This is a genomic window from Parafrankia sp. EAN1pec (assembly GCF_000018005.1).
In the GTDB taxonomy this organism is placed as follows: Bacteria; Actinomycetota; Actinomycetes; order Frankiales; family Frankiaceae; genus Parafrankia; species Parafrankia soli.
The window spans coordinates 6,961,100-6,978,237 of the sequence record NC_009921.1 but is presented as its reverse complement, the minus strand read 5'-3'; the positions used below and the strand labels follow the sequence as shown (position 1 = coordinate 6,978,237).

Here is a 17,138-nt window from a genome sequence, read left to right as displayed (position 1 = left end):
ACGTAGTAGGCAAACGGGTCGACAGTGACCGGCCGAAGTGGTCCTACCTGCTGCCCCGAGAGGGCGACGGCGGCAGCGGCTGGCGCGCGCAATCCTGGTAATGCCTGCCCCAAGCATCTGGGCCTTCGCCGCGGGGGCAGCGCGAGCAGGCGATCCAACCGTCCAATGAAGATGATGTGGCTTGATGACTTACTACGGGGTGCAGTAGATAGCGAAGACTGGTGGTCTGCCACTGCCGGCCCGCGTCCGGTCCTGTGGCCCGCCCGGGTGTGGGGGAGTGTGACCCGGGCGGACCTGCCGCCCTCGGGTAGGCAACGCAACGTTCCTATACCTCCCGGGGGTATAGGTATATGTTCTCCGGTCGGAGCCGGGCCTGGCTCAGCCCGAGGGTGTTCGGCTGCGGGAGGAGCCGGTCATGTCTTCACAGGTGGATGACGGGCGGATGTCGACCGTGGTCCTGGAGGTCTCCGGGCTGCGATGGGCGACGGAGAAGGCGCGTGTGGAGGCCGTGCTGGGCCGACGCCCAGGGGTGGTCGAGGTGGCGGCGAACCCGGTGGCGCAGACCGCGCTGGTCCGGGCCGGCCCTCCGCACACACACCGGTCGTGTCTGTCCCGATCTCGCCTGCGGGGGCTTCGAATGCCCAGGCTGCAGGCGAACCGCGGGCCGACCAAGTCGGGCCCCAGCCGAACGTCCCGTCGCACCATCCCCCTCACACGCCTGCTGCCCACGAGGCGCACGCCGTGCACGTAATGGTCCTCGTCGCCGTCGCGATCGGTACCGGCTGGACGTACTCCCTGGTCGTCACCCTCACCGGCGGCGGCGAGGTCTTCTACGAGGCGGCCACCGTGCTCGCCGCCTTCGTGTTGCTGGGCCACTGGTTCGAGATGCGTGCGCGCGGCGGCGCCAACGACGCGATCCGCTCGTTGCTGGAGCTGGCGCCTGAGAAGGCGTTGGTGCTGCGGGACGGAGAACCCGTCGAAGTGCCGACCGCGCACGCATCTCGAACCAGTGGCCCAGCCCGGCGTAGGCGGCACGTTGTCCGGGGTGCGGTATTGGTCCGGGCAGTCGACGTCAGGGCCGGGCCCGGTTGAGGATCGCTGAGACCCGGTCTCGCCTGGCCTGCTGCCAGCCGCCCTCCGGGTTCCTTCGTGCCCCCAGGGGTGGCGCCTTCCGGCTTGGCTCAGAAACCCCTGCCGGAGTCGACGAACGGGTCGTTCACCCACATCACCGGGGGATCCCACCAGCCCGTCCGGCCGTGGCGCACCCGCCGGCCTGGTACCCGGCGCGGGACAGTTACGACGCGCGAACCGCTTCGGGTGATCGGAGGTCGGTGCGGGCACGGACTCTGCTCCCCGCTACAAGCTTGGCGGCGAACTCCCGAAGCGAACTACCACTACGGAGCATAGTAGTGTTCCTTCGGAACGCCGCCGTGCGCATGGCCTTGTCGTGGCCCTCGGCCAGAGAGCCTCGGGGAGTCACGACTAGGGAAAAGGGCTGATGGCCCCTCCTTGGGTGGCACCTCGCGCGCCTCCGCGGGCGAACCATCGCGGCGGCAACAACTATCTTGCGTAGTAGGCTCCGGGCGACGGACGCGGAAGAGGGTGACGTGACGCGCTGCGAAGCACTGGCACGACACGGCGCGCTCTGGGCTCGACTCACGCTCGTGTCAGCCGTCCTGCTCGGACTGCTGGCGATGCACGCCGGCCTAGCCGCGCAGGTGCACGCGCTCGCTTCGCCGCCCTGCACCCAGGGAACCGATCGCGACGTTCACCCGCACTGGTCCCACTCGCACGAGCCTGGGGCCGAACCCCACAGCCACCCGGGCGCGCTCTGTTCGGCGGTGTTCCGGGCCGACCCCGAACCGGTTCACGGCGGCGAACAGTACGGCCTGGCGGTCGCGTCTACTCTCTTCGGCGCCTCTGCCTTCACCAGGACGCGAGGCGACCCACCGCAGACGCCGCCGCCTCGGTACGTGACCGACCTGTCTGTCTACTGCGTGTGGCGCCTGTGAGCGGACCTGCGTCGGACGTCGCGCACGCCTGTCAGCACGCTCGACGGCTCCGGCCTCAGCTCCGTTGGCAACCCGACACCGAGGACGACTCGTGCGAAGAAGACACCACCTTGGGTTCGCAGCCGTAGCGCTGGCCCTGACAGCCATGCTTGCGGCGTGCGGGGGCGATGGCACCCCGACGACCCCTTCGTCCGCGCTGGCAGGAAGTGGCAGCGATGTCAGCGCCAGCGACCACAACGACGCGGACGTGATGTTCGCCCAGATGATGATTCCGCACCACCAGCAGGCCGTGGAGATGGCGGAGCTGGCACCCGGGCGAGCTGCCAACCCGGCGGTGCTCACGCTGGCGAAGCAGATCGGGACCGCGCAAGCACCAGAGATCAAGACGATGACCGGCTGGCTTGAGGCATGGGGCGAACCCACCGCCATGCCCGGCGCCGGCGGCCACGGCACCAACGACATGGGAATGATGTCGGAGGACGACACGGCGGCCCTTCAAGGGGCGTCCGGGTCGGGCTTCGACCGCATGTTCCTGGAGATGATGATCCAGCACCACGGGGGTGCGATCGAGATGGCACGCACCGAACAGCGGGACGGGCAGTTCCCCGACGCCGTGGCCCTGGCCAGGACGATCGAGTCCACGCAGACCACAGAGGTCGAGACCATGAAGGTCCTGCTCGGTACCAGATAGCCGAGCAGGGCCCTGGGGCACCGGCCGCGCGCCGGTGCCCCAGGGCATCTCGGATCCCAGGTGCGACACTCGGCACGACGAACGCGATGTCGGTCGCGGTTCAAGCCTGCCCTCCAGCCGAACCGGTGACTCGCCTGGGGAGGGAGTAAAAGCGCCGGCCAGCATATTGGCCGAGGCGCTGTGATCGGGCTAGCTATCTCAGTGGGCCGCAGCGGCTTTGGCCACCCCGACAGACGTCCCGTCAACCCTTCCGACAGCCACCAGCCTCGATGATCAATCTCTTTCGGCGGTGGAGAGGTCAGCACTGAGAGATCCCCTCACCCCGGCAACTATGTCTAGTAGTAGGTTCCGAGCCCCGCGAGGGGTGGGTGGTGTCCGGATGCAGTGCGCCGAATCGCTGTCCTGAGCCTCGCTGCACGGGCCGGGGAGGCTTGGTTGGGTGACGGTCTGACGGCGATCTGGTGATCGAAGGCACCCCAAAGGCACGTCTACTCCGCTCGGCGAACATGGATCTTGCTGGAGCGGCGTGGATGTCCGTCGAAGATCTTCTGAGATCTTCCGATTGCTACCTACTATACTCTGTAGTTGGTAGTGTGTGCATCTGTCGCACCACCGGGCCGTACGCCGAATCCTGCCCTCCGGTCCGGTGACTCCCTCCGACGAGCATCTGAGGCAGGAACGGGGGACCCATGTTTCTCTGGGCGTCGCCTCCTCGGCGCCCTTGGGGCGAAGCCGGACACGCATGAGGCGTTCGGCCGGGCTCCCAGCCCGAACCCGACAGCTCACCTCGCAGGCGTAGGGGAAGGACCACCATGCTGTCTGCGCAGAGTGCGCAGCTTGATGCAGAAAGACGCCGACAGGAAGGGCGCGGTCGCCACCGGGCTCCGTCCGTCCCCACAACGTCGAGCCGGGCCAGAGCGCGGGCCCGCGCGGTCGCAGCCGTGACCACTGGCACAGTCGTGGTCTCCGGTATGGCTCTCGCCGGATGTGCCCCGGAGCCCAGCTCGGACGGCGCGTTGGACGACAGCACAAGCACCACGTCACTGACGCTTGCCACCCAGATCGGGTCCCGGCCGGCGACCGACGGCGCCATCCAGGCCGCCGCCGCGGCGGACGGCACGCCCGGTACCGTCCTTGACGCCACGACGGACATCTCTGCACCGACTCTGTCGTCCAAAATCGACGTGGGTCTGCGCGTGACGAACCCCGACGTGACAGTCAACGCGGACGAGCCTGTCAACATCGGCTTCTCGCTCTTCAACGAGGAGACCCACGCCCCGCTGGCGGACCAGCTCATCAAGGTGCAGGTCAAACTACCCACCGGCTGGGCGACCTTCCTGCACCTGACCACCGACGAGCATGGCATCGCCTCCTACACGGCGCGTGTCCTCACCACCACGAACGTCACGGTGATCTTCGATGGAACGGACGCCCTGCAATCCGCCCGCTCCGAGAACGAAGCGACCCTGCGCGTGCGCCCAGCCGCGCCACCGGCGTCCATCAGGGCCTCCCGCGGCACAGTGAATGCTGAAACTCCGACGATCGGCATCGATGTCCCGGCCAACACGCTCGGGGAAAAAGCCGTATACCTGGCGTCCCTGCAAGCCGGTAAGCCCTACGTTTACGGGGCCACCGGACCGTACAGCTTCGACTGCTCCGGTTTGGTGCAATACATCTACAAGCAGCTCGGCAAGACACTTCCCCGTACCACCGACCAGCAGTACGCGGCGACAACCAGGGTCGCCCAGGGCTCCGAACAGCCAGGCGATCTCATCTTCTTCGGCCAGCCTGGCGCGATCTATCATATGGGGATCTACGCCGGTGGCGGGAAAATGTGGGTCGCGCCGAAGACCGGTGACGTGGTGAAGCTCCAGACCATCTGGGCAGACTCCTACTCGGTCGGTCGGGTGACCTGAGTCTGTCTCGCTGACTATCGGGGCTCCGGTCGGCTACGGGCGGATGCTCGTAGCCGACCGTGACGTGGCTGGCGTGCGATCAAGATCGCAATGGTGAGTGAAGCGGCGGTCCACGGTGTGGCACTGCAACGTCGATAGAGGTGCATGTCGATCAGGCGCAGTGATATCCGAGATCATTCAAAGCGGGAACCGTGGTCATAACGAGTGGTAGGAGCAGCAGCACGGCGACGATTAGGCTGCGAGCGACGACGGCGGAGCGGGACAGGGGCGGCTCCGCGGTCAGTAGACGCAGTATCCGTTGCCGTACGCCGGTGTTCGCCATACCCAGCACGGATGCTGGGGGAGCCGCGAGCCGTAGCACTGCTTCGGCGACGACGTGGGGAGCGCTGCGCCGGGCCGCGCTGTCGTCAGCGGTGAGCTCGACGAGTCGGCGTAGCTCCTCCTGTCCTGTCCCGAAGAGCGACACGGCTGGGAACGCTCCGGCCAGCACGGCTGCCGTCGTGAGGATGAGGTGGTGCCTGCCGGCGAGATGGGCGCGTTCATGCGCGATGACGGCGTCGAGTTCGGTGGGAGGCAACGCTTGCAGCGCGCCTTCGGTGATGACGACGCCCCCGCTCCGGCCCGGTAGGCAGAACGCACTGCGATCAGCATGATCCAGTATGTAGATCCGAAGTGTGGGATGAAAGCGCCCGAGCAATCGGACGTCATGCCGATGACGGACGCGCGATCGACGGCCGGCGACGGTGACGGCGACGGCGACGTGAAGGAGGCGGAGCGCCGCAGCGGCGCTCAGGACGACGCCGGCAACTCGTGGAGTCGTCCAGTGGATGGAGATCGTCAGGTTGTGGTTGGTCCAACCGCACCACTGGACAAGCAGAACCAGCGTGTCCCCGATCGCGTGCAGCGGTATGAACAGGAGCGTTGCGGCCAGTACCGCCACGGAGACCACGGAGATCATCGCGGCCAGCCACATGGCGACGGCGAGCCGCGGCGCACGGGACGTCCAGGAAGCAGCGCGGAGGGCGTAGGGCAGACCGTAGGCGACGAGGGCCGCGTACACCGCGAGAACACCAAAGATCATGGCGAGGTGGGTTCCTCATCGTCGCGACCGCGGCTGGCGGAGTGCCACTGCACCGCTTCGCGCAACGTCTCGTACTCCGCAGCATCCATGGCGTGCACGAAGTGGAGCAGCGTCAGACCTCGGTCGTCCGCCCCGGAAAGCACGGATCTCATCAGCTGGGCGGTGTAGGCGCTTCGGCTCAATGCGGGCTGGTAGCGGTAGGAACGTCCGGCTCGTTCCCGGGTCAGCCACCCTTTGTGGAACAGCCGGTCCATGACGGTCATCACGGTCGTGTAGGCCAACGGGCGTGTCGGCGCGAGTAGTGCCCGGACGTCACGGACAGCCACCGGGCCGCGTGCGGACCACACCCGGTCCATGATTTCGGCTTCCAGGTCGCCGAGTTGTTCCACAACTCCCCCTCGTACGGCACCCGACAAGCACCGCGTCCATCTCATCCCACGCCGACGCGAGCGGGCCTGCTTGCCCCGGTCACCGCCTTCGGCTGCATCTGGACATCGCTGCGGCCGGTGACGTACGTCCATCCCCGCAGTCTTGCCCGTCGCCGGACGGACTGGCGCGGCTCGACCCCTTGTCGCCGATACCTACTAGGGATCGTAGTTGCTGAGGTGAATCCCATGGGGGGCGCATCCGCCCTGGCTTGGAGCGGAGGACGTCCCGAATGCACGTGTGGGCCGACTTGCTCGGTGGCCTTGTCTGTGGGCCCAGGTGCCGGGAGGGTGCTGATCTGCTACATGTCATAGTAGTTACGCCGCATTGAGGGGAATCGAGAGGACGTGTGGGTGGATCGCGCCAGGAGGTACGTCTACCAGGCTCGTGAGGAAACGGCACCGCTGCTGGGACGCCGTCCGCGAGCGAGGGCCACGGAGCAGATGGGTGGGATACCGCTGCGTGTGTCGGCGTCGCAGCGTCGCGTAGCGACTCTTGCCCTCATGACGACCGGCGGCTTCGCCGCCGCGTCGACTGGCTTCGCGCTCGCTACCACCGGCGAAGCTGCCTCCGCGGCATCACCGGTGCCCACCATCCGCACGGCTGGCATCCTCCCTGCGGGCGCCCAGCCGGCTGCAGCGGACGGTGAGGAAGCGGCGCTGGCCGCCGCCATCGCTGATCCGTCGGAGAACTTCACCGGTCTCGCATTCGCTCCCGACCGGGCGACCGTCGCGCCCAACGGCGAAGTGATGTTCACCGTCCGTGCGACCAGGGCCGACGGCGCACCACTAATCGGGTCCGCCGTCCGCATCGTGTCCGTCAACGGACCGAAATGGACCACCACGGCCACACTCCGAACGGACGCCGCAGGCGAGGCGCGGATATCTACTCGACTGCTATCCACGACTACCCTCACTGCCGTGTTTGACGGCTCCGGCGCGCTGCGTCCCTCAATGGCCGGAACAGCGACGGTCACCGTCCAGGCTCCACCCGCGGCAGCGAGGTCCGCCCGCACCGGTGGAGGGCAGCCAGGTGCCGTACCCACACCGATCTACGGCTCGGTCCCGGCAAGCGAGATCGGCGCGAAGGCCGTTTATCTTGCGTCCCTGCAGAACGGCAAACCGTACGTCTACGGCGCCGCAGGACCTTACGCCTTCGACTGCTCGGGATACGCCCAGTACGTCTACCGGCAGCTTGGACGGAACCTGCCGCGTACCGCCCAGCAGCAGTTCCAGGCCACGATACGTATACCGAAATCCGGGAAGCAGCCCGGGGACCTCATCTTCTTCGGCACTCCATCAAACATCACCCACATGGGCATCTATGCCGGAAACGGCTATATGTGGGCTGCTCCAAGGACCGGAAGCAACGTCAAGCTGCAGCCCATCTACAGCTCCACCTACTATGTAGGCAGAGTTCGGTAAATTGTGATCGCCCCTGGCCAGGAGCCTCGTGGGGACCGGGCGGACGGTGATCTCAGGACCCTGGACCAAGAGCGGACACCGGCTCCTGGCCGCCGGGTTCTCGGCGCCCGAGGTGGATCTGGGCCAGGGCAGCTTCCGGTTTCGCGGCCAGCGCCCGCTCAGACTCCCGCGGTGACGTCGAGCGGGCGCCACGGCCAGCTGGTGTCGATGACGGCGTCCGGCCGCCCACCGCGGCGGCGCAGGTACGACTGGTAGTCCTCGGCCCAGCGGCGGTGCGCGTCGGCCTGCCAGCCCTGGAGCGCGGTCAGGCCCATCGCGGCCCAGTCGGGATGCATCCGCGGGAGACGCCAGGCGATCCTGGCCGTGGTCAGGCAGTCCGCGAGCGCGTCGTGGGCGCCTTCCTGCCGGACGCGGTAGTGGGTGGCGAGCGCGGTCAGCGTGCGCTTGCCGGGCCGGCGCGGATCGAGCTCACGGTCGATCACCATGGGGTCGAGGACGAGCATGTCAGCCTCGGCGAGGCTGCGGCCGTGGTGGCGGCGCAGCTCGCGGTCGAGGAGCGTCAGGTCGAACGAGCTGTTCATGATGACGACGGGGATGCCGTCGCGCCACACGCCCTCCAGCGCCTGGCCGACCCGGCCGAGCACCTCGGCGGGATCACGACCCTCGCGGCGGGCACGCTCCGTTGTGATCCCGTGTATGCGCGCCGCCGCCTCCGGGACGTCGACGCCCGGATCGATGATCTGGCAGAGCTGGTTCAGCACCCCGGTCGGGCCGACCTTCAGGAGCGCGACCTGAACAGCCCGGTCGGTCTCCACGTCGGTTCCGGTCGTCTCGAAATCGAGCACGGCCATCGGGCGCTGCCACCACGCCATCGTCCGGTCGTCTCCTCGGAACAGCCCGGGGACGCCGTCACACCGGGGCCAGGGGATGAACACCGTCATTCCACCGGACGGCGCGGGCCCGAAGCAGGGGATTGGTGGTCCCCTGGGCCTTCGCTGTCGCGGTGTTGTCGCAACCCCGGCCAGTCTGCCCGGAAGACTCCACTCTCACTCGGTCAGGAGCGGCCGGCCGGCCCGGGGCCGGTTCCGTCGGATCGTCACGGCGCCGGTGTCGGCGCCAGGGCGGACGCCGTGAGGGCGGCCGCCGCGGCCGCGGCCTCCTCCGCACCGAGCGAGGACCAGAAGTCCGCCCCCGGTGTGGCCTCGGTGTGTGTCCTGCGGCCGTCGTCCCAGGCCGCGTCGAAGGACAGCCGCCAGGAGTGCAGGAACGTCCGGGTCACCGGCGCACGGTCGAACAGCGGGTCGCCTTCGATGGGATGTCCGACCCAGGCCAGGTGGACCCGGATCTGGTGGCGCCGTCCGCTGATCGGGTACGCGGCGACCAGGGTGTGCTCCGCGCCCTCCCACACCCGGGCGATGCGGGTGACGGACGGGTAGGACCGGACGTTCGGGAACGTCCGGGCGGCGGGCACCGTCCAGCTCGCGGGGCTGCGGGCGCCGCTGCCGGCCGGGCCGTCGGAGCCGGGCGTGCCGGCGGGGCCGTCCGGGGTGGGTGTTCCGGCGGGGCCGGGCCAGGCGACGATGTCGGCCCGGTTGGCCGCGATCCGCACCCGGTTCTTGCGCCCGACGCTCAGCGGGAGATCGATCGTGGCCAGCGCCGGCAGCCCGCGGGTGCGGGTCAGTGCCAGATAGGTCTTCTCCACCGTGCGCCGGTTGAACTGCCGGGTCAGGTCGCCGTGGAAGCGCAGCTCCTTCGCGAACAGGACGACGCCGGAGGTGACCTTGTCGATGCGGTGCGCGGGGAACAGCTCCTCACCCGCGTCCCGTGCCATGGACACCAGGTCGGTGTCGTGGCGCTCGCCCATGACCGAGACGCCCACCGGCTTGTCGAGTGCGAGCACCGCCTCGTCCTCGAAGATCTTCCGGCTCTCCCGGATCGTTGTCCACTCCGTCACGAGACCGCCCGCCCCCACAGTGCCGATGCTCACAATTCAAGTATTCGCCACACGGAGAGCCGGCGGACGGGATCCTCCCGAGGTAGGCGGTCCGCTCTGCCCGACGCGGGCGTCCTGTCGATGTTTCCAGGCGGCCCTGGGAGCCTGGCTCCGGTGCCGATCGCCGGGCCGGATCGGCGCCGCGGCCGGCTACCCGGCCGGCCGTGCGCAACCTGACGTCGGAAATCTTCCTTGTTTCGTGTAATAAGCCCAGTACCAGCTACTTCGCCCGTAGCAGAAGGGACCATCATGACTGCCGGCCCCCGTCAGCCTGACCGCACGTCATCCGCAGCCGGCTCGACGTTCATGCCCGGGAAGACCGCCGCGGTGCCCCGCCAGCCGTCGGCCGTGTCCGGGGGAGGCGAGGCCCGTGCCCGAACCGGGGTTCCCGCCGAGGTGGGGACGTGTGCGGGGAGCGCTGAGAGCGTGCGTGTCGCCGAAAGCGCGCGCCGTGCCGAGGACGACCCGGGCGGCAGGCCCGCGGAAGTGGCGGCCGGGCCCGGTGAGGTCACGGGGAGCACACACGCGCCGGCCGCCGGCAACGGGATCCCGGGCGGTGTGCCGCCGATGGCGCGGCCACGGGCCGCCGCCGGGGCGCTCTTCTTCGACGAGGAGGGCCGGGTCCTGCTGGTTGAGCCGTCCTACAAGCCGGGGTGGGACATCCCCGGCGGCTTCATCGAACCCGGCGAGTCGCCGTACGCGGCGTGCGTCCGCGAGGTCGAGGAGGAGATCGGCATCGTCCCGCCGATCGGACCGCTGCTGGCGGTCGACTGGGCCTCCGACGAGATCGCCGGAGACATGCTGCTGTTCGTGTTCGACGGCGGACTGCTGCCGGAGCCGTGGCGGGAGCGGATCCGGGTGGACATGGACGAGATCATCAACTGCGCCTTCACCCCGATCTCCGAGGTCGATGACGTCCTGCCCGTCATGCACGCCCGGCGGGTCCGGGCCGCCGCCGAGCGGCGCGGGCAGGGCGACGGCGCCGGCTATCTCGAGCGCGGGTACCTGGTGCCGTCCGATCCGGCGCTCGCCGCGGACGGCTCCGGGGAGTAGCCGCATCCGCGGCGACGGTCCCTCCGCGCGTGGAGATGCCGGCCGGGCCGCGGGGGGCGATGATGCCGGCACGGGACGGCGTTCGCCACGCGTGGCTGACGGTTGTCGAGCTGGCCCCCAGGGCACCGGGCCAGCTCGCGGACGGTCGGCAGGCGGCCGCCTGCACCCGGCCAGCGCGGCTGACAGGGGTGACGTATGTCCAGGACGATCCGAGCGGCGCTTGTCCAGGCGCGGTGGACGGGCGACCGAGAAACGATGATCAAGGCTCACGAGGAGCACGCGCGGTCGGCCGCCGCGCTGGGCGCACAGGTCATCTGCTTCCAGGAGCTCTTCTACGGGCCTTATTTCTGCCAGGTTCAGGACGCCGCCTTCTACTCCTACGCGGAGTCGGTGCCGGGGCCGATCGTCGACCGGTTCGCCGCGCTCGCCGCTGAGCTCGGGATAGTGATGATTCTGCCGGTCTACGAGCAGGAGCAACCCGGGATCCTCTACAACACGGCGGCGGTCGTGGACGCCGACGGCTCCTTTCTCGGCAAGTACCGCAAGACCCACATCCCGCACGTGGCCGGATTCTGGGAGAAGTTCTACTTCCGGCCCGGGAACCTCGGATATCCGGTCTTCGACACGGCGGTCGGCCGGATCGGGGTCTACATCTGTTACGACCGTCATTTTCCGGAGGGCTGGCGCGCGCTCGGCCTGAACGGGGCCGAGCTGGTGTTCAACCCGTCCGCCACCTCCCGCGGCCTGTCGAACTACCTGTGGAAGCTCGAGCAGCCCGCGGCCGCGGTCGCCAACGAGTACTACGTCGGCGCGGTGAACCGGGTGGGTGTCGAGGACCTGGGCGACGACGACTTCTACGGAACCTCCTACTTCGTCGACCCCGAGGGGACGTTCGTCGACGGCACCGCGGACGCGCACGAACCGGAACTGCTGGTCCGAGACCTGGACATGAGCCTGTTGACCACGGTGCGCAACCGGTGGGCGTTCTATCGTGACCGACGGCCGGACACCTACGGCGACCTCACCGCGCCGTGACCGGTCGCGTGCCGTCCCGACCCGGGCCGGCAGCCAGGTGGGAAGCAGGTCCGGTGAAGGGGCAGACGACGTGAGGACGCTGATCACCGGCGGGACGCTGGTCGGCCCGCTGGGCGCGACGCCCACCGAGATCCTGGTCGACGGCGAGACCGTCGCGGCTCTGTTCGCGCCCGGCAGCCTGCCAGAAGGCCTGCGCGGCAGCCTGCACGACGGCCCCGGCTCCTCGGCCGACCGGGTCATCGACGCCACCGGGAAGTACGTGATCCCGGGCGGCGTCGACGTCCACACGCACATGGAGCTGCCCTTCGGCGGCACCTCGGCGTCCGACACCTTCGCCACCGGGACGGCCGCCGCGGCCTGGGGCGGCACCACGACGATCATCGACTTCGCGGTGCAGCGCACCGGCGAGGTGGTCGAGGAGTCGCTGGCCGCCTGGCACGCGAAGGCCGAAGGTCAGTGCGCCATCGACTACGGCTTCCACATGATTATCGGCGGTGTCGACGACCAGGCGCTCAAGGCGATGGACTACCTCGTCGCCAACGAGGGCATTTCCAGCTTCAAGCTGTTCATGGCGTACCCCGGAGTGTTCTACAGCGACGACGGCCAGATCCTGCGGGCTATGCAACGGGCGGCCGAATCCGGCGCGATGGTCATGATGCACGCGGAGAACGGCATCGCGATCGACGTCCTCGCCGCCCAGGCGCTCGCCCGTGGCGGGACGGGCCCTGTTCACCACGGTTACACCCGTCCACCCGAGCTGGAAGGGGAGGCGACGAACCGGGCGGCGGTGCTGGCCCGGGTCGCCGGAAACTGCCCGCTCTACTTCGTGCACATGTCGGCGTCCGAGGCGCTGGCGGTCGTTTCGGCGGCCCGCGGCGCCGGCCACAACGTGTTCGCCGAGACCTGCCCGCAGTACCTGTATCTCAGTCTCGAGGAACATCTCGGCGCGCCCGGCTTCGAAGGCGCGAAATACGTCGCCTCGCCACCCCTGCGGACGAACACGGCCAGCCACCACGACGATCTGTGGCGCGGCCTGCGTACCGACGACCTCGCCGTGGTCTCCACTGACCACTGCCCGTTCTGCTTCCGGGACCAGAAGGAGCTCGGCCGCGGCGACTTCACCAGGATCCCGAACGGGATCGGCACCGTCGAGCACCGCATCGACCTCGTCTACCAGGGAGTCGCCAGCGGGCGTCTCTCCCTGCCCCGCTGGGTGGAAACCTGCGCGACCACCCCGGCGCGGATGTTCGGCCTCTACCCCCGCAAGGGGATCGTCGCGCCCGGCTCGGACGCCGACATCGTCATCTACGACCCGGCGGCCAGCACGACCATCTCCGCGTCGACGCACCACATGAACCTCGACTACTCCGCGTGGGAGGGCTTCCAGGTCGCGGGAAAGGTCGACACCGTCCTCTCCCGCGGCACGGTCGTCGTCGCCGGCGGGGAGTTCCACGGGCGGGCCGGGCACGGGCGTTACCTGCGCCGCGGCCTGTCCCAGTACCTGCGATGAGCGTGACGGTGGCGGGCGTGCCTGCGATGAGAACGCCGGTGGCGGGCGTGTCGGTGGCGAGCTGGAAGGCGGATGGCTGATGGACGTCGGAGTGGTGCTGCAGACCAACCCGCCCGCGTCTCGGGTGGTCGAACTCGCCCGGCAGGCCGAGACGCTCGGCTTCAGCCACGTGTGGACCTTCGACTCTCACCTCCTGTGGGAGGAGCCGTTCGTCATCTACAGCCAGATCCTCGCGGCCACCCGCAAGGTCAAGGTCGGCCCGATGGTCACCAACCCGGCGACCCGCGACTGGACGGTCACCGCCTCCCTGTTCGCCACGCTCAACGAGATGTTCGGCAACCGCACGATCTGCGGGATCGGCCGCGGCGACAGCGCCGTCCGGGTCCTCAACGGCCGGCCGACGACGCTGGCCACCCTGCGCGAGTGCGTCGCCGTCGTCCGCGCCCTCGCCAACGGGCGGGAGGCGGAGGTGAACGGCGCGAAGCTGCGCTTCCCATGGGGCACCGACAGCCGGCTGGACGTCTGGATCGCCGCCTACGGCCCGAAAGCCCTGGCCCTGGCCGGCGAGATCGGCGACGGATTCATCCTGCAGCTAGCCGACCCCGACATCGCCGCGTGGACCATCCGGGTGGTGCGCGAGGCCGCCGAGAAGGCCGGCCGTGACCCGGCGTCGGTGCGGTTCTGCGTCGCCGCGCCCGCCTACGTCGGCGACGCCGACCCGCTGTCCCTCGCCCACCAGCGCGACCAGTGCCGCTGGTTCGGCGGGATGGTCGGCAACCACGTCGCCGACCTCGTCGCCCGCTACGGCACCCCGACCGCGGCCGGCCCTGTTCCGGCAGGCGGCACGGCGCTGCCGTCAGCCCTGACCAGTTACATCACCGGCCGCCACGGCTACGACTACAACGAGCACGGTCGCGCCGGGAACACCCACACCGACTTCGTCCCCGACGAGGTCATCGACCGGTTCTGCCTGCTCGGCCCGCCGGCAGCGCACATCGAGCGGCTCACCGAGCTCGCTGGCCTGGGCGTCGACCAGTTCGCGGTCTACCTCCAGCACGACGCCAAGCGCGCCACCCTGGAGGCCTACGGCGAGACCGTCATCCCGGCGGTCAGCGCCACCATCCAGGCGAAAACACGCTGACTGAAGTCCGGGGACGGTGACCGACCTCCGCCGGCTGGCCGTGACGGCGACGGCGGGCGTGGCGGCGGAGCGGCCGGCGGCGGGCGTCACGGCGGGTGCGCATGACGACGGCGGCGGCTGGCCGGGTCATGGCCGGCCGCCGGCCGATGCGTCAGGTCAGGGCACCGGAACGCCGCAACAGGAGCGACACCTGCGCCCGCTGATCCGGGGCGAGCGCGGGCGCCGAGGCTCCGAGGGAACGCAGGAGCAGGTCGTCGGCGCCATGCTCGTCCCCCGCGGTGCGGATCACCTCCGCCACCCGCCACAGCACGGGTCCGCTGTCCGGAGCGTCCCGCAGTGCCGTCGTCGACTCGCCGGATGCCTCGGTGACCCGGCCGAGCCGGGCCAACGCCAGCGCCCGCGCCGCCCGCAGCTCCGCCGCGTCCGCTGTGATCGAGGACGCCGCGACCGAAGACGACGTCGCAAACCCAGCCGACGCCGCGGCTGCGGACGAGCCGCCCGCCGCCGACGCGCGTGCGAGCCGGTCGAAGTCCTCGATCGCCCCGGTGTTGTCGGCCAGGTCGACCCGCAGCTGGGCCCGACCGGCCAGTGCCGACACCGCGTCGGGGGCGATCGTGAGCACCGCCGAGAAGATGGCCGCGGCCGCCCACGGCTGACCGGCACGCCAGAGCGCGTGCGCCAGGTCCGACTGGACGTCCGCGTCACCCGGCAGGCGTTCCCCCGCGGCCTGCAACTCCTCCACCGCGCGCCCGACCTGACCGGCGTCCAGCAGGAGCCGGCCGAGAGCGGCCAGCACCCGCCCGGAGGCCTCGGTGTCCGAAAGCGACTCGTAGATCTCCGCGGCCTCGCGATGGCAGGCCTCGGCCTGGTCCAGCCGTCCCTCGGCCTGGAAGAGCTGTGCCCGCAACGCCTGGGTCCCGGCCCGGGTGAGCGAGGGCGCCGGGTCGCGTCGCAGCGCCTCCTCGGCGTGGGCGCATGCGGTGGCAAGGTTGCCGTCCGCGAAACTCACCTGCGCCGCCCGAAGGTAGTCGTCCGCCCCGATCTCGGCGACCGGTCCGCTGCCGCCCGTCCACGGGGTGGACGTCCGCTGCAGCGGTTCGAGTAGCCGGTCGTCGAAAAGCTCGAAGCGACGGGAGCCGGACAGGTGCTCGCAGCGCAGCACATAGCGCTCGGTCAGGGCGTCGAGCACAGGCGTGGGCATGCCGGCGGTCATGGTGAGACCCTCGTCGACCACGCCGCGCCGCCCGCGCTCGGTCACGAACGTCCGGGTGAGCCAGGCCCGCAGCTCGTCCTCGTCGAGATCGTGCTCGTGGGCGGTCGTGACCAGCGTGCGCGTCAGATGATCCTCGAGGACGGCGGTGACGTTCCCGACCGGGCCGAGCCAGGACGCGGTCACCGGCGCATCCGCCACAGGCCGGGACCGCCACAGCGCCGTCGCCACGAGCTGCAGGAACACGGGCTGGACGGTCTCCGCGACCAGCAGCGACTCGGTGCCGGCCGCGTCGACGGTACGGCTGGTCGTGAGATCGTCGACGCAGGCCGCTGCGGCGCCCGGAGCGAACCGGATCCCGGCGGCGCGCAGCGGCTCGACCAGGGCCGTCACGGCGCACTCCGGGCTCAGCGGGGCGACGGCGACCTCGGTGACCGGCACGGCGGACTCGTGGTTGGCCTGGTCGACGCCGGCCGCCAGCAGGGTCCTCCGGTACGGCAGCAGCGCCGTCCGATGGTCGGAACGCAGCACCAGCAGGATCCGCAGGTTCGGCAGTGCCGTGGCCGCCAGCGCGAGCGCCTCGACGAACTGCGACCGCAGCGGGGCCAGCCGGGGCAACCGGGGAGTGAGGAACTCCTCGAACTGGTCGATGGCGAGCAGAACCGGCCGGGACGCACCGCGCGGGCGCCGCCGCTCCGCCCGCTCCCGGAGTGCCTCCAGCAGCGACGAGGACTCGTCGTCGTGGGACCAGCACCGCAGAAGCGCCCGGGTGAACGGGTTCCCGGGCCCCACCATCGGTTCGAGCCCGTCGAGACTCGCGGCCGTGGGACCGGGGCCGGTGATCCGCCCGACCGGGAGGACGTCGGCGTCCGCGCCAGCCAGGTCCGGCAGGACGCCCGCCTGCAGCAGGGACGTCTTACCGGCCCCGGCCGGGCCGTGCGCGATCACGAGGCGGCTGCGCAGCCACGCGGCTGACAGGGAACGGGCCTCGGCGTCCCGCCCGAAGAACAACCCGGCCTCGTGCACGTCGAACGGGCGCAGCCCGACGTAGGGGAGATCGGTTCGCAGCTGGGTCACCATCCGCCGGCCCGGCCCCACTGGCGCCGGGTGGGCGCTGATACGCCACCTGCACCGGATCCGTCTCTGACCAAGGTGGCCGACGGCGGGTTTGCCGCTGTTGTCGGCTGGCCTGGGGAGATCTGAGCGTTTCCTGTGCCTTTCGGCGGAAATTTGGCGGCGAGGGTTGGATAGTAGTTATTCAACAGTACTGATAGCCTCTCGGCGTTGACGCGACCGTGCCCGCGAATGGTATCCACCTGGCCCGGCCCGGCTCTGCCGCCGCGCGCTCCTGGACCGTCCGCATCATTCTCCGACATTTGGCGGCCACTGTGAGCCGACCTCTGCACATGACAAGATTTTCGCAGGACGGGGAGTCATCGCCGCCGCGGGCTCGGTCGAGGCGGCACAGTCCGGGTGATCGAGTGTGTGCGCTTCGTCGTCCTCGTTCCGGAGTCGCTCCTCCTGATCGGTGGGCATAGTCCGGACTGGCCGGAACCTGCCGGCCGGTACGGCGCGGGATCGCGGTATCCGGTGCGCTGCCGGCGCCTGGTCGGCCCACTCCGTCGACCGAGGGCCCGAGACCCAAT

Annotated in this window: 12 protein-coding genes, 2 pseudogenes and 1 riboswitch; of the genes and pseudogenes, 9 read left to right on the top strand and 5 right to left on the bottom strand. The window is 69.9% G+C overall.

Annotation, left to right across the window (positions count from 1 at the left end; all coding sequences use genetic code 11):
- Nucleotides 1-415: 415 nt before the first annotated feature.
- From FRANEAN1_RS39710 to FRANEAN1_RS28370, 4 genes and pseudogenes are all read left to right on the top strand, one after another.
- Nucleotides 416-574: pseudogene (locus FRANEAN1_RS39710) on the top strand (heavy-metal-associated domain-containing protein); the annotation flags it as partial.
- A 173-nt stretch (nucleotides 575-747) separates the two neighbouring features.
- Nucleotides 748-993: pseudogene (locus tag FRANEAN1_RS28385) on the top strand (ATPase P); the annotation flags it as partial.
- A gap of 1,110 nt (nucleotides 994-2,103) precedes the next feature.
- Complete coding sequence (locus FRANEAN1_RS28375; RefSeq protein ID WP_020463192.1) at nucleotides 2,104-2,703, top strand: DUF305 domain-containing protein; 600 nt, start codon at nucleotides 2,104-2,106, stop codon at nucleotides 2,701-2,703.
- A gap of 647 nt (nucleotides 2,704-3,350) precedes the next feature.
- A riboswitch (cyclic di-AMP (ydaO/yuaA leader) is annotated at nucleotides 3,351-3,513 on the top strand.
- Between the two features lie 131 nt (nucleotides 3,514-3,644).
- Nucleotides 3,645-4,619, top strand: coding sequence for a C40 family peptidase (locus tag FRANEAN1_RS28370; RefSeq protein WP_347176797.1), 975 nt, complete (start codon nucleotides 3,645-3,647; stop codon nucleotides 4,617-4,619).
- Between the two features lie 151 nt (nucleotides 4,620-4,770).
- On the opposite strand, the gene FRANEAN1_RS28365 is transcribed toward FRANEAN1_RS28370, so the two are convergent.
- Complete coding sequence (locus tag FRANEAN1_RS28365; RefSeq protein WP_020463190.1) at nucleotides 4,771-5,700, bottom strand: M56 family metallopeptidase; 930 nt, start codon at nucleotides 5,698-5,700, stop codon at nucleotides 4,771-4,773.
- Nucleotides 5,697-6,089 (bottom strand): BlaI/MecI/CopY family transcriptional regulator, encoded by a 393-nt coding sequence (locus tag FRANEAN1_RS28360; protein WP_020463189.1) that lies wholly within the window; start codon nucleotides 6,087-6,089, stop codon nucleotides 5,697-5,699. The genes FRANEAN1_RS28365 and FRANEAN1_RS28360 overlap by 4 nt, the downstream gene beginning before the upstream one ends.
- A 540-nt stretch (nucleotides 6,090-6,629) precedes the next feature.
- Here FRANEAN1_RS28360 and FRANEAN1_RS28355 point away from each other — a divergent pair.
- Nucleotides 6,630-7,550, top strand: a complete 921-nt coding sequence (locus tag FRANEAN1_RS28355; RefSeq protein ID WP_347176796.1) for a C40 family peptidase — start codon at nucleotides 6,630-6,632, stop codon at nucleotides 7,548-7,550.
- A gap of 158 nt (nucleotides 7,551-7,708) precedes the next feature.
- Here the strand turns inward: FRANEAN1_RS28355 and FRANEAN1_RS28350 are convergent, their stop codons facing one another.
- Both FRANEAN1_RS28350 and FRANEAN1_RS28345 read right to left on the bottom strand, forming a co-directional pair.
- Nucleotides 7,709-8,485 carry a 3'-5' exonuclease gene (locus tag FRANEAN1_RS28350; protein ID WP_347176795.1) on the bottom strand — a complete coding sequence of 259 codons (777 nt, stop codon included), beginning with the start codon at nucleotides 8,483-8,485 and terminating at the stop codon, nucleotides 7,709-7,711.
- A 161-nt stretch (nucleotides 8,486-8,646) separates the two neighbouring features.
- A complete protein-coding gene (locus tag FRANEAN1_RS28345; RefSeq protein WP_020463186.1) occupies nucleotides 8,647-9,504 on the bottom strand; it encodes an RNA pseudouridine synthase in 858 nt (285 codons plus the stop codon).
- Nucleotides 9,505-9,792: 288 nt separating this feature from the next.
- Between FRANEAN1_RS28345 and FRANEAN1_RS42575 the strand changes: the two genes are divergently transcribed.
- From FRANEAN1_RS42575 to FRANEAN1_RS28325, 4 genes are all read left to right on the top strand, one after another.
- The gene (locus tag FRANEAN1_RS42575) at nucleotides 9,793-10,596 is read left to right on the top strand and encodes an NUDIX hydrolase (RefSeq protein ID WP_198145384.1); all 804 of its coding nucleotides are present in this window, start codon (nucleotides 9,793-9,795) and stop codon (nucleotides 10,594-10,596) included.
- Nucleotides 10,597-10,791: 195 nt separating this feature from the next.
- On the top strand, nucleotides 10,792-11,631 hold the full coding sequence (locus FRANEAN1_RS28335) for a nitrilase-related carbon-nitrogen hydrolase (RefSeq protein ID WP_020463184.1): 840 nt from the start codon (nucleotides 10,792-10,794) through the stop codon (nucleotides 11,629-11,631).
- A 70-nt stretch (nucleotides 11,632-11,701) separates the two neighbouring features.
- The gene (hydA, locus tag FRANEAN1_RS28330; RefSeq protein ID WP_020463183.1) at nucleotides 11,702-13,141 is read left to right on the top strand and encodes a dihydropyrimidinase; all 1,440 of its coding nucleotides are present in this window, start codon (nucleotides 11,702-11,704) and stop codon (nucleotides 13,139-13,141) included.
- 79 nt (nucleotides 13,142-13,220) lie between these two features.
- Nucleotides 13,221-14,282 carry a TIGR03842 family LLM class F420-dependent oxidoreductase gene (locus FRANEAN1_RS28325; RefSeq protein ID WP_020463182.1) on the top strand — a complete coding sequence of 354 codons (1,062 nt, stop codon included), beginning with the start codon at nucleotides 13,221-13,223 and terminating at the stop codon, nucleotides 14,280-14,282.
- 151 nt (nucleotides 14,283-14,433) lie between these two features.
- Here the strand turns inward: FRANEAN1_RS28325 and FRANEAN1_RS28320 are convergent, their stop codons facing one another.
- Nucleotides 14,434-16,572, bottom strand: a complete 2,139-nt coding sequence (locus FRANEAN1_RS28320; RefSeq protein ID WP_020463181.1) for a tetratricopeptide repeat protein — start codon at nucleotides 16,570-16,572, stop codon at nucleotides 14,434-14,436.
- Between the last annotated feature and the right edge of the window lie 566 nt (nucleotides 16,573-17,138).